General features: G+C 58.8%; 10 protein-coding genes and 2 pseudogenes. 8 read left to right on the top strand and 4 right to left on the bottom strand.

Translation table 11 applies throughout. The features are described from left to right. Positions 1-314 precede the first annotated feature (314 nt). From K9B37_RS20610 to K9B37_RS20580, 7 genes and pseudogenes are all read left to right on the top strand, one after another. The gene (locus K9B37_RS20610) at positions 315-995 is read left to right on the top strand and encodes a c-type cytochrome (protein ID WP_439651773.1); all 681 of its coding nucleotides are present in this window, start codon (positions 315-317) and stop codon (positions 993-995) included. Between the two features lie 9 nt (positions 996-1,004). Continuing rightward, entirely contained in the window at positions 1,005-2,273 is a 1,269-nt protein-coding gene (locus tag K9B37_RS20605; RefSeq protein WP_224315420.1) for a cytochrome c, read from the top strand. Positions 2,274-2,280: 7 nt separating this feature from the next. Next, a complete protein-coding gene (locus tag K9B37_RS20600; protein WP_224315419.1) occupies positions 2,281-2,463 on the top strand; it encodes a hypothetical protein in 183 nt (60 codons plus the stop codon). 13 nt (positions 2,464-2,476) lie between these two features. Beyond that, on the top strand, positions 2,477-3,043 hold the full coding sequence (locus K9B37_RS20595) for a cupredoxin domain-containing protein (RefSeq protein ID WP_224315418.1): 567 nt from the start codon (positions 2,477-2,479) through the stop codon (positions 3,041-3,043). Continuing rightward, positions 3,033-4,658, top strand: coding sequence for a b(o/a)3-type cytochrome-c oxidase subunit 1 (locus tag K9B37_RS20590; protein ID WP_224315417.1), 1,626 nt, complete (start codon positions 3,033-3,035; stop codon positions 4,656-4,658). The genes K9B37_RS20595 and K9B37_RS20590 overlap by 11 nt, the downstream gene beginning before the upstream one ends. After that, positions 4,655-5,473: a c-type cytochrome gene (locus K9B37_RS20585; protein ID WP_224315416.1), complete on the top strand. Its 819-nt coding sequence runs from the start codon at positions 4,655-4,657 to the stop codon at positions 5,471-5,473. Before K9B37_RS20590 ends, K9B37_RS20585 begins: the two co-directional genes overlap by 4 nt. A 325-nt stretch (positions 5,474-5,798) precedes the next feature. Then, a pseudogene (locus K9B37_RS20580) lies at positions 5,799-5,972 on the top strand (plasmid stabilization protein); the annotation flags it as partial. Positions 5,973-6,205: 233 nt separating this feature from the next. Here the strand turns inward: K9B37_RS20580 and K9B37_RS20575 are convergent. The 3 genes from K9B37_RS20575 to repA form a co-directional block, all read right to left on the bottom strand. Then, positions 6,206-7,348: an RHE_PE00001 family protein gene (locus K9B37_RS20575; protein ID WP_224315415.1), complete on the bottom strand. Its 1,143-nt coding sequence runs from the start codon at positions 7,346-7,348 to the stop codon at positions 6,206-6,208. Positions 7,349-7,778: 430 nt separating this feature from the next. Beyond that, entirely contained in the window at positions 7,779-8,798 is a 1,020-nt protein-coding gene (gene repB / locus K9B37_RS20570; protein WP_224315414.1) for a plasmid partitioning protein RepB, read from the bottom strand. Positions 8,799-8,800: 2 nt separating this feature from the next. Further along, positions 8,801-10,012 carry a plasmid partitioning protein RepA gene (gene repA, locus K9B37_RS20565; protein WP_224315413.1) on the bottom strand — a complete coding sequence of 404 codons (1,212 nt, stop codon included), beginning with the start codon at positions 10,010-10,012 and terminating at the stop codon, positions 8,801-8,803. Positions 10,013-12,116: 2,104 nt separating this feature from the next. On the opposite strand from repA, the gene K9B37_RS24705 reads away from it, so the two are divergent. Further along, positions 12,117-12,248, top strand: a complete 132-nt coding sequence (locus K9B37_RS24705) for a hypothetical protein (RefSeq protein ID WP_255616699.1) — start codon at positions 12,117-12,119, stop codon at positions 12,246-12,248. A gap of 216 nt (positions 12,249-12,464) precedes the next feature. Here the strand turns inward: K9B37_RS24705 and K9B37_RS20560 are convergent. After that, positions 12,465-12,582, bottom strand: a pseudogene (locus tag K9B37_RS20560) (IS5/IS1182 family transposase); the annotation flags it as partial.

Here is a 12,582-nt window from a genome sequence, read left to right as displayed (position 1 = left end):
TTTCGCCGCAGCAGTCTCGCAGCGACCACCAAGTCATGTCAGATCAGGTCTCATTACTCTGACCCTGCGCAAACCAGCTACGAATCTTAGAAACGTTAGGTTCTATGGATACTTGCCCGCAGTCATACGACCCTCGTGGCGAGGGTGGGAGCATGTTACGCGCGCAATAGCTGCATCGGGGAACTGCGACAGGGGTTGTCGAGAGACTGATGAACCCTACGATTCCTTGGGCTTGAACCGGAAGATCACAGGAGATCGTCAGGTTGCCGCACCGTTTCTCCCTTCTCGGCTTGTTCGCTTCCACCGCCTTGGGCCTGCTGGTCTTTACCACCGCATTCTCCAAGCCGACTCTCGCACAGACGCAGGATCAGGCCCCTGACACCCCGGCAGCCCGGGTCCTTGCCTGTGCGCCCTGTCATGGAGCGCAGGGCCAGGGCACCAGCGATCCTTACTTTCCGCGGCTCGCGGGCAAACCGGCAGGATATCTCTTCAATCAGCTGATCGCCTTCCGCGACGGGCGGCGCAGATACCCACCAATGAACTACCTGCTCGAGTTCCAGCCGGACGACTCCCTCAAGCACATGGCCGAGTACTTTGCCGAGCAGAGGCCACCCCTCCCCGAGCAGGGCGTCCCGACCGTCAGCAAAGAGGTGCTGGCCCACGGTGAAACCTTGGTAACACAGGGAGCTGCCGACCGTGGCATCCCCGCATGCTCGAGCTGCCACGGTGTCCACTTCACCGGCATGGATCCCGGCATTCCAGGACTGCTGGGGCTGCGGGCGAAGTACATCAGCGCGCAGCTCGGGGCGTGGCGCTACGGCACGAGAACGGCCAACGCGCCGGACTGCATGCAGCTTGTGGCAGGTCACCTCACCGAGGAGGACGTCAACGCCATCGCGGCCTACCTTTCCTCCCGACCAGCACCCCAGGATCCATCGCCCGCGAAGAAAGGCAGCTACGCTCTGCCCTTCGCCTGTGGAAGCCAGCCAAACTGAGGTGCGATCATGTGGACGCGCGATACACTGACCACCCTCGCTCTCGCAGTCGTTGCAATCCTCGCCCCGATTGGAAGCGTGGCTCAAGCGCAGGATAAGGGCAAGCCCAGCAAGGCCGACATTATCGCCAAGGGCGAGTACTTGGCTCGGGCCGGGGACTGCATTGCATGTCATACGGCGCCGGAGGGTAAATTGTTCGCCGGTGGGCGGGCTATGCCCACGCCCTTCGGCACGCTCTACACCTCGAACATCACGCCTGATCCAGACACCGGAATCGGCAAATGGACCGCCGACGACTTCCACAAGATGATGCACACGGGGCGCTCGCCCGATGGTGGCCTTCTGTATCCAGCTATGCCGTTCGGCTCCTACACGAAAGTTACACGCGAGGACAATGATGCGATCTTCGCCTACCTGACGAGCATTCCTCCGGTCAAACAGCCCAATCGACCGCACGATCTGCGCTTCCCTTACAACAACCGCTCTCTGATCTTAGGCTGGCGCACGCTCTTTTTCCGGGAGGGTGAGTTCAGACCGGACGCGAACCAGTCGGCCGAATGGAACCGCGGTGCGTATCTCGTCGAGGGCTTGGGCCATTGTGGCATGTGCCACACACCCATCAATGCCCTGGGCGGCAGCTCGGAGTCCGAGGCCTTTCAGGGCGGTCTGATTCCGATGCAAAACTGGTACGCGCCCTCGCTTACCTCGAACAAGGAAGCGGGTCTTGGCGACTGGAGCCTCAAGGATATCGCCGATTTGCTGCGCACCGGCATATCGAACCGGGGTACCGTTTACGGCCCCATGGCCGAGGTCGTCTACAACAGCCTCCAGTACCTCACGGACGAGGATATTCGGGCGATGGCCGTCTATCTCAAGAGTATCGGCCAGGGCAGTCCGCCTGAACCACCGAGTTCTGCCGTCCCGACGACAGAAAGCAGCTTGCTGCTCAGCCTCGGCAAGACCGTCTACGACAATCAGTGCGCAAGCTGTCACGGCGCCCAGGGACAGGGGAAGCCGCCTCATTACCCTCCCCTTGCGGGCAACCAGTCCATCCAGATGGCATCAGCGGTCAACCCGATTCGTATGGTGCTGAACGGCGGTTACCCGCCGGGCACCTTCGGTAATCCCCTGCCGCATGGCATGCCACCGTTCGCGCAGTCACTATCCGATAATGAGGTCGCGGCGGTGGTTACATACATTCGTGCGGCATGGGGCAACCGCGGAACTCCGGTGACCGCAGCTCAGGCCAACGAACTTCGCTCCGCTCCGCTCAATTGAGGGTATCATGATCAACTCCGATCCTTCCCCAATCCAGGCCACGCAGGCGGATGGCGATGCCGCCCACGCGGCCGCGCGCACGGGGCCCAAGGGCGCCGCCGTGGTGGCTGGGATTGCCACCGCCATCGTCGTCGCCATTTGGTTTGCCTTCTATTTCTTTGTCTTCATCCCGCGTGGGATAGCCCAATGAGGTGTGTCGTCCGATGACATCCTCCCCCCACATTCATGACGATGGCGCAGCCGTCGCGGCCCGCGCCGAGCGGCGGTGGGCCACACTGTCGATCGTGATCATTGTCGTAATCGCAGGCGTTGCTGCGTTTGCAGGGATCCATCAAGCGACTATGCCGCAGGTCCGGGTCGAGACGGCAGACCCGACTACCCTCCACATCGGTGGAGAATTCGTCGAGACCAATCTCGGCAGTGCCGCGGAGCCCGATGGCACCGTGACGGTCCGCGCGATTGGGCAGCGCTACTCCTTCACGCCGCAATGCATACTAGTCCCAACAGATACGCCCATCACCCTGCGCGCGACGAGTTCGGATGTCGTGCACGGCCTGCTGATCCAGGGCACAAATGTCAATACCATGCTGGTGCCGGGCTATGTCTCAGTCCTGACCGCACGCTTCGAGAAGCCGGGTGAGCACCTCATGCCGTGCCAGGAGTTCTGCAGCATTGGCCACGAAGGCATGTGGGCCAGGGTCAAGGTGATCGACAAAGCCGCCTTCATGAACATGACATCCAACCGCCGGAGATTGGATTGTGTTGAATAGCCGACGCCTCATCCTCGCGCATTTTTGGCTTGCATTCGGAGTGTTCGGGCTCGCATTGCTGCTGGGCGCTTGGCAGATGTTTGTCCGCAGTCCTCTGCAGGCCTGGATCAGCAACCCGGAGTGGTACTACCGCTCACTGACCGCGCACGGCACCGTGATGGGCTATGTGTTTCCCACGCTAGTGGCCATGGGATTCGGCTATGCGATCAGCGAAGCCGCTCTGAAGCAGGCACTGATCGGTCGCCGCTGGGCCTGGGCCGGGTTCTGGCTGATTGCCGTGGGTGCGGTCACAGCCATGGTCCCAGTGTCGATGGGATTGGCCTCAGTCTTGTACACGTTTTATCCGCCGCTGATCGGCAACCCCTTCTACTACATTGGCGTCGTGCTGGTCGTGGTCGGGTCGTGGATCTGGGTGGCATTGATGTCGATCAATCTCCATGTCTGGAAACGCGATCATCCCGGCGAACCTGTCCCATTGGCTATGTTCGCGAACGTTGCGGGCTCCTACCTCTGGGCATGGACCGCGGTCGGGGCCGCGCTGGAACTCCTGTTCCAGATCATTCCTGTTGCCCTGGGGCTCAGGTCGACCATTGACGCGGGACTGGCGCGAGTCTTCTTCTCCTGGACATTGCACGCGATCGTCTACTTCTGGCTGATTCCCACCTATATCGCCTACTATACGATCTTCCCGCGCGCGATCGGAGGCAAACTCTATAGCGACCCGATGGGGCGGCTCGCATTCATCCTGTTCTTGGTGGTCTCGATGCCGATTGGCATCCACCACGCCTTTGCGGACCCGCAGGTGGGTGCTGGATTCAAGTTTATCCACTCGGCATTCACGGCTCTGGTCGCGCTACCGACATTGCTTACAATCTTCACGATCTGCGCAACCGCCGAGGTGGCGGCTCGCATGCGAGGCGGACGGGGGCCATTCGGATGGATCAAAGCGCTGCCATGGAGCAATCCGATCATGCTGGCGACGGCCCTCTCCTTCGTCATGCTGGGCTTCGGCGGCGCTGGCGGTCTCATCAACATGAGTTATCAGTTGAACACGACGATCCACAACACGCAGTGGATCACCGGACACTTCCACCTGATCTTCGGTGGTGCGATCGTGATCATGTACTTCGCCATCACCTACGACCTCTGGCCTCACCTGACGGGCCGCGCTCTAACCAGCGTCAGACTCATGCGTGCCCAACTCTGGCTGTGGTTCATCGGCATGATCGTGACCACCTTCCCTTGGCACTGGGTCGGCATCCTCGGCATGCCACGTCGCATGGCGTTCTTCGACTACAGTAGCCCCGCGCTCGCAGCGGATGCGATGTCGGTGACGATGTCGGCCTTTGGTGGGTTTATTCTGGTCGCATCTAGCATCCTCTTCTTCGCGGTGCTGATTCAGAACCGGCGAGCCCCGCAGGCAGAGCCTGGCGAATACCGCTTCGCCACGGCCATCCATCCGCCGATCACTCTTCCGGCCGTACTGAATGGTCACGCACTCTGGATCGCCCTGATGGTCGGCCTGACCGTGACCAATTACGGCTTCCCGATCATGCAGCTTCTGGTCACGCCGGAGACGTCGGTGCCCGCCGTCTATGTCGGAGCGGAGAAATGAGCGCGGAATCCGTCTTCTCGCTGAGGAACCGCTGGTTCATCACGGCCGTAGGAATCACTGCCGGCCTGTTCCTACTCACGGCGGTGGTCGGTTTGATTGTGCTACCTTACGCCCAGCGCGATGTAACCTTCACAAGCATCTGGGACGCGATCTGTAGCGCTGCAGGTGTGCCGCAGGTGCGATCGAGCGCCGCTCCCGTGCAGCCAGACTTCAAGGTCTCCACGGTTGTAGTAACAGCGTCGATGTTGGGCCAGCCGAGCCAAGAATCCATCGGCAGGGGTGCAACGCTCGCGCAACAATGTGCGATTTGCCATGGTCCCGTCGGAGTCAGCCGCGCCGATTCCCCTAATCTCGCAGGCCAGTACGCCTCCGCAATCTACAAGCAGCTCAAGGATTTCACGTCGGGTGCGCGGGTGAACGCGATCATGACGCCATTTGCCGTGTCGCTCAGTGAGCAGGACATGGTCGACCTTTCGGCCTACTACGCCTACCTACCTCGTCTTCCCGCCTATCATCCTGAACAAGGTAAGCCAGCGCCGCGGATCGTCGTGAACGGGGCGCCGATGCGCAACATTGCCGCCTGCGGATCCTGTCACGGTGCCCTCGACAACAAAGCTGGAAGCCCCTGGCTGGAAGGACAATCGGCTGCCTATATCAGGACGCAGCTTCAGGCTTTCGCATCAGGCGCCCGACGCAACGACATCAGTCAGCAGATGCGCAACATCGCGCGTCAGATGACACCGGAAGAGATCGACGAAGTAGCGCAATATTATGCATCTCAGCCGCCGCAGTCGCGACGAGCGAGCAGCGAATAAACGAGATGGACCCGGCCAAAGCGAAGTGAACGATACATTTTGCGCAGCCTGCTTGCGACCAAGTATCGCCAAGCAAGGCCTGAGGTCGAACGGTGTCAGCCGCTGTGAGAGCATATTTCGAATATAGATCGTCGATGACGGGGCGTAGCCTCGCCTAATGTTAAGCATGCATGACTGCACCGGTGCCGCACAGCCAACCCACCAAGGAACGAAGCAATTTCTCTACCGTTATTTAGAATTGACGCTAGCAGGCTCCCGGCAGCATCGGGATTTTGACCCGCGTTTGTCTGACGAGGGCTAATGCGACAAGTAACAGGAGAGAATGATGCCGCGCGGCGATAAATCATCCTATACCGACAAGCAAAAACGCCAAGCCGAGCACATTGAGGAGGGCTATGAGCACCGTGGCGTCAGCGACAAAGAAGCTGAGCGGCGCGCATGGGCAACCGTGAACAAGCAGACAGGCGGCGGCCGCAAGGGTGGCTCTGGACACGAAAAGTAGAACTTTGGGTGCTATCAGCCGCCCCAAATGTATAGGAATATCCGGTATCCCTCGGCTGGGTGAGGTGAGCAGGAAGAAGGACACACTCATGTGTCCTATCTTGGACGGTGTCACAGGCTGCAAACGCATTGCCTAGTGAGAAAAGGCTCTTCTTGCCTCATCAGAAAAATCAGAGCTGATACGCGTGCTGATGATCCATCGGCTGCGATAAAGTTTGCAATCTGGAAGCTTTAGACGATGCCCCAGGCGCGGTATCGTCGACGGCCAGTCAGCTCGCGCGGCAAGGCACCGCCGAGCTGCACCAACATCAGATCAACAGCCTTCGGGGTGACCTGCAAAAGCTTGGCCGCCAGCGCGACCGTCACCAGCGGGCGTGACAGAAAGAGGCTGACCACATCCGGCAACTTGGAATGGCTGCGACAGGTGCGGGTGACTCGGTTCATCAGATCACGCGCCAGACTCAGGCGCTCCAGGTCCTTCTGTCCGTGCGTCAGAGCTTCGCTGACGATCTGACAAAAGCCCTCGATCTTCTGGGCGGGCGTCTCACGACCGGTGGGGCGGTACTTCGCAGTCTTGTAGCCGGAGGCCAGCGGTAAGAGGCGCGAGGTCACGCCCCGCGTCCGCAGGATCGCTCCGGCCAGGATCAGTCCGAGCCATGGCTGCCTCTGGTGCAGGTGCAGGTTCGTCCACGCGTCCCACGCCAACGCCGCTGCGGCGAGCGCCGGCCAGTGGCGAGTGCGATGAACGACATCGAGCCAGAGGTCTTCTTTTGTCATCTCGTCTTCATCCTCGTCGTAGACAAGAGTGGACCGGGACTTCGCAAGTGGGATCTCGCCGGCCAGCACCTGCGAGGTGCGATCAAGCAAGGCATCGATGTCGGCAAAATGACCGAGCCAAGGATCCTCGTCGTCGTAGAGGGCTGCGTCTGAGGCGGAGGCCGACACTCGCTTCGCCGCCGCGTTTCGTGGTGCCGCAGCATCGTTTTGCACGCTTGCGATACCTCGCAGAGCTGTGATGCCATCGATCGATAGTGGCCACGGCGGCTTGCGCACCATCACTGTGCGCCGGGCGCGCAGAGCCGCTGCCGCGCGGGTGAGTTCGTGGGTGGGGCTGCGGACATCCATGCCAGCGTCATGCAGAACGATATCGCCAAGATCGACGAGCTGACCATCGAGCATGAGAGCCCGAGCTGCCTCGGTCATGTCGCATCGGGATTGCCAGCCATCGGTCAGTCCCGATGCCTCCAGGCCAGCATCAAAGGTCCGGATATCGAGCACAAGGCTCTCGAGGCGGCCGACCAGGTTCTCCCAGGGGAGCTGCGGGAGCTGGATCGGCGCCAATGCCTGATCATCGGAGATCGAAAATGTCCGCATGTTTTTCGCCCCATGGCCGCGCCGTGCAGGATTTCCGCTCCGGATTGTACAGCTATCTCCGGAGGATATCATTGAGATATAGCTAAGGTGCTGGAAAATGGCAGAAAAGACAATCTAAAACGAAGCCAACTCAGGCAAAGCTACGCTGTTCGCAGCGCTCTTCTTGGATCCTTAATGCCGCCGTCATCGCACTTTGAGGTCCCCTCCCCTCTTGGGACGCACCGGATGCCCGTGCCAGAGGCCTTTGGAAGCTGGTTTCGATCCGCTTGGTGGCATTTACAGAGAAATTGCGGTCACCACTTGAGCTAGATGCACCCGCCCAAGTTGATGGGGCAGCTCGGAACGAGCCCCAGGCAGTGTCATCAGACGGTGGCTTAAAGCTCACGTTAACCAAGGGCTTCAGACGGCCACCGTGGTTCCGTTGGAGAGTTCACTTCAATCCCTGTTGGCGGAATTCCTCATAAAGAGATTGCATTTTGCTGAGCAGGAATTGCCCAAACTGCGGCGCAGCTTTTTCGTCGATAATGAGCGAGAACTTCTTGTCCGCTTGCGTATATTTGGCGACGCGAATTCCGGCAGACGAAACCCAATAATCGACGGGTTGGCGCCCAGCCCCGTCCTTCGATGTAAGGAGTTTGAAGACGGCCTCGAAACGCTCGTCGCTGGTGAGAGATGCGGCACCAGAGCTAACGAGAAATTTGCGAACCTTTTCGCCTTTATCTTTGGTGAGGAGATCGCAGACCTCCTGCCACCGCCTCTGCCCTACGGAGGGTGCATGCCCGATTGCATCGATAATGTCGGCGGAGATCCGTGTTGCGACAGAGATCATTTTAGACAAAGCTGCTTTGTCGACGCAGAGCGCTTGCATGATCGTTTCACGGCCGAACCGAGCTTCTTCCAAGCGCGCAGCGAAACGAGCCTTTTCGATAAATGTTAAATTTGTGCGCTCGTTGTTCTCCTGACCTTGGGCGATAACGAGTTGCTCATCCGTCAACTCACGCACAACGGCACGTACCTTGATCCTGGCCTCCGTTACGGCAAGGAGACGTCGATGCCCGTAGGCCACTTGGTAGCGGCCTGGTCGTTCAGGATGAGGCCGGACAAGGATCGGGACTTGTTGGCCGCTGACTTTGATGGACTCAACAAGCCTCTGGTGATCTTCGGGCGCGTGGGCCATCCGGTCCCGCACGAATGACCTGTCAATATCAGCTGGATCCAACTCCACGATCGCTTGCCCTTCAGCAAGTTTCTTTTCAATTTCTTCGGCTCTCTGAGCCTTTTCGTTGATGGCGCCAAGCGACTCCGTGATGGCGCCAAGCGGGCTGGATATTCTTGGCGGCTTACGCTCGCGGTTCATCAGAGGACGTGTAGCCTCAAGCGGGAGGGCCACTTCGTCGGCGGACTGAGCCATGCTGGTTGCGATGTTCTCAAAAATGTTCTTCCGCGCCATCGTTATGCCCTCCCCCAGGCCTTATGGACCAGGTCCTCGATCTCACTGTTCACGGCGTTAAGCGATTCAAGAGCGCGGTCGTACGTACCCTTGTTGAATTGCGATCGATCTACTTCATACAGCGTCTGCTTAGTGAGGCCGGCGTCGGAAATCGCAGTGCTCTTGAGCATGGGCGTGTTGAGGACGCGCCTACCAAAAATCGACCGCATGAAGCCGACCATTTGGTTCTGCGGCCCATCGCTCGGCTCAAAGCGGGTGATGAGATAGGCCATCCAGTCGTAGCTCGTCTTTCCTCCGGCGTCCGATACGACCTTCAGGAGGTCGCCGGTCATCCGGAGAAATTGGGACATCGACATGACGTCCATCATCTGGGGATGAACCGTAATGAGGACGGATGTGGCAGAGCAGAGGGCAGATAGGGTTAAGAAGCCAAGCTGCGGTGGACAGTCGATGACCACCATATCGTACTCATCGGCGATCGTCTCGAGCGCCTCACCGATCCGTGAGAAAAACAGGCCACCGTTCCGGGAACGGGTCGCGAGTGCTTTTGGCGTCTCGTGCTCAAACTCCATCAGCTCGAGCTGACCCGGAATAATGTGGAGACCAGGCAGATAGGATGCCCGCACGATCTCTGCGATGTCGCGTCGGTGCTCATCGTACCGAATCGCGCCGTAGAGGGTTTCATTTTCGCCGACATCGAGTTCCGGCTGGTGCCCAAACATGGCACTCATACTCGCCTGGGGATCGAGGTCGATCGCAAGCACGCGATGCCCTTTCAATGCAAGATACTGCGCCAAATGCGTAGCAGTCGTCGTCTTGGCGCTACCGCCCTTAAAGTTCATCACCGAGATGATCTGGAGCTTCTCGTCGCCTGAACGATGAGGGATGTAGCTGCGATTCCCCTTTGCTCCTTCATCAAGGAATTTGCGGAGTGCATTCATCTCTTCGAGAGAGAACGTGCGGCGGCCGTTGGGGCCTGGTTCGGGCAGCGGTGCTTTTCCAGTCGTCGCAAGTTGCCGGATATAGCCTTCGTGGATTCCGAGGAATTTCGCTGCCTCCGCTGAGGAGAAACGCCGAAGCTGCTTTTGTGCTGTCGGAGGAAAAATCCGGAGTTGGTGTGCCTGAAGCTTCGTCGCAAGTTCTTCGGCATCGCGTTCAATAAGGAGACGAAGATCATTTGCTTCGGCCTGAGGGCGCTGTTCTTGGACCTGCATCGTGTGCGTCTCGCTGATGATATACGCGCTGACGTAATTTATTCGAGGAAATAAGCGCTGATATCAATACAGACTGGTTCGGTTAATTCGGAGTTAACGTAGGTGTTGCGCGTTTGCCACAGTGCCGCGCTGGGCAATAGCGTGTTGCGGCAAAGCCTTGTGGGCATGGGCGGCAGCTCACAAGTTGTGCGCGCACAACAAATATCACTGATGCCGGGGCTCCGCGGTCGCGCCACTATCTGACGGCAAGGGAGTTGTGCGCGCACAACTTGCTCGTGCCAGACCCCGCATCTTCCGGAAAATGAAACATTGGCAAAAGATCTTCGCTTATAAGGGTGGCGAGATTGGTGACTCATGGAATCGCGACTTTGGGTCGTTGCAAGCCTGAGTCCCTGGCAATCCAGATGCACGTATTCCTGCGCGCCGGAAAGTCGATTTCGCGCGAGGAGGGTCGCTAATTTGGACGTGAGACGCCCTCTTCCTCGGCCGCCTCCGAGGTCTCTGGTTTGGGTTTATGTACATCGGATTAGGTTCTGCTTGTCCGGCTAAGAACCTCTGAGCTTGTTCCCTGTCATAGTAGCTATCTGTGTCCTCCGTCTCGTCAGGTCGACCGGCAGCCCGCTTGAATATCACGGTCCTCTATGCCCGATCTTGCTCTTGTTGTCTCCGCTGCCCGCGAGGAATTCATGTCCGGGAACCACGACGCCTTCTGAGGCCCATATATACGAGAGGCCTTCTATCAAGCCCCCTCCCCTTGCGCTTTTTCAAGGCCCAGGCTCGCAACGTTTTGGAAAGGCCACGCCAGATGCGATCATGAGAAAGCCATTTGTGGCAACGACGATCAGTCATGGCGTCCTGTTCCGTAGCTGAAATACTTCTCCCATGCCCGAGCCCGCCGCGTCGTTGGCAGTTGTCGAAGTCGTGGTCGTAAATCGGGAGTCGGTGTCCGGATGCTTGTGATCGTCGCGGTTGCCCGTGCTCCCGTCCGATGCCTACGATCTCTCGGATGACGATGCGTCGGCTGTGTGGCCGCCGCCCATGATGTGGGAGGTAAGCACCTCCTCGGCCCTCCAAGATACAACTTAGCATCTCGTCCATGAGCGCAGAGGATCCTAGCTTCATTGCTGACAAGCGCCTGTTCAAGTGCTTGCTCAAGACAACAGCCGCCTTGAACTTTCTTATCGCCGCTTCGGATGGCGACGGACGCGCGGGACAACATTAGGTGCGATCGGGGAGGAAGCTGTCGAAACTCGTCTCTGTCACGATAGAGGTCGGCGCCTCGATTGTTCCCCTCCATTCTTGCCCTTTCGGATGGGAAAGACCCATATGGCTTGCCGCAGGCAAGAGCAGGTTATCAGTGGCGGATTGGCCCGTCAGATTCTTGTCGAGATGATGTTCCAGTCGTGCGGGTGCCGGCGGAGGTCGCTAGCAACCCCAGGCGCCATGACATTATATCCAGTCCTTGCTCAGCCATATGTTGATGGCCACCAATGCATCGCAAAATTGAGCAAACCTTCCGCTTGCCGTTATTGCCGAAATCGATAGCTATCGCGGCCTCCGAGTAGGTCGGTAGACGATCAGATAGTGCAAGCCGGATTGGCCAAATATACTACCGAGACATTTCTCTTTCGAAAGGGTCCCATACAGGCGGCCCGATCCAGGCACGGATAATGGCAGAGACAGACGCTTACTTGCATTGAAATGGATGATGGTCTGGAGGTGATGCGCTTTAACAGCGGATCCTGGGCCGACCCGCTACCCACCGAGAGTTCATTGAGGTCGGGCAGCGCCTGCTAAAGCGGTGCTGAGGGCAGGGCGTTGCGACATAGGCGGCACGCCGTTCTCCGTCGCGCCCTCCAGGTGTTGAGCTTGCCAAACGCTGTTGCAGAGACGGCCCCCAATAATATTAGATCTCTCAAAGGGACTGAGAAAATCAGGGGAGGCCAGCAGGTATCGTTGCGCATCCAGAAGCGGCGACCCTGCGATATTCGCCCTGCTTGAACAACTTCGACCCTCGGTAAGACCGTAAACTGATGACACGCGTACTTCGATCAGGAGCTGATCAGCCCCAAAACTCGCGCTCCACAAGGACCTGGGCGTTCGCGTGAGCGTCGAGATTGCGGAGAACGGCGAGCTAGCGGAATACACGCGCATGGGTCGGGAGGGCAAAGTGAGGCGCCTTCTCGATCTGCGGCAAACCGGTACGAAGCCTACGTCACGCCCACTCGTGACGTGACAACGCAACCTGGATCCTCGTTCTGAAGCGGCGTCAGCCACCAGCGATGCCGCTTTTTCATGTCCGTGCACCCCGTACACGTCATTATACAGATCGCCGTGCGCCATAACGCGGATCCCCGTGGCCGATTCCGGATCACGTCCGGGCACAGGTGACGGCAGCGGATGTCCACCCAGCCTTCCTTCTCTCCTTCCGCTATAGCCGCACTTAGAGCTCCTAACAAAACCGTCTGCATTGGTTGAAGCAGATGAGAGCCCATCCAAGCGTGGTGAAGGCGAGATGGATGTCCTCGCGACGCTCATAGCGGATGGAGAGACGGCGGAAGCGGTTGAGC

Source organism: Microvirga puerhi, assembly GCF_020089865.1.
GTDB lineage: Bacteria > Pseudomonadota > Alphaproteobacteria > Rhizobiales > Beijerinckiaceae > Microvirga > Microvirga puerhi.
This window is presented reverse-complemented; position numbering and strand designations above follow the sequence as displayed.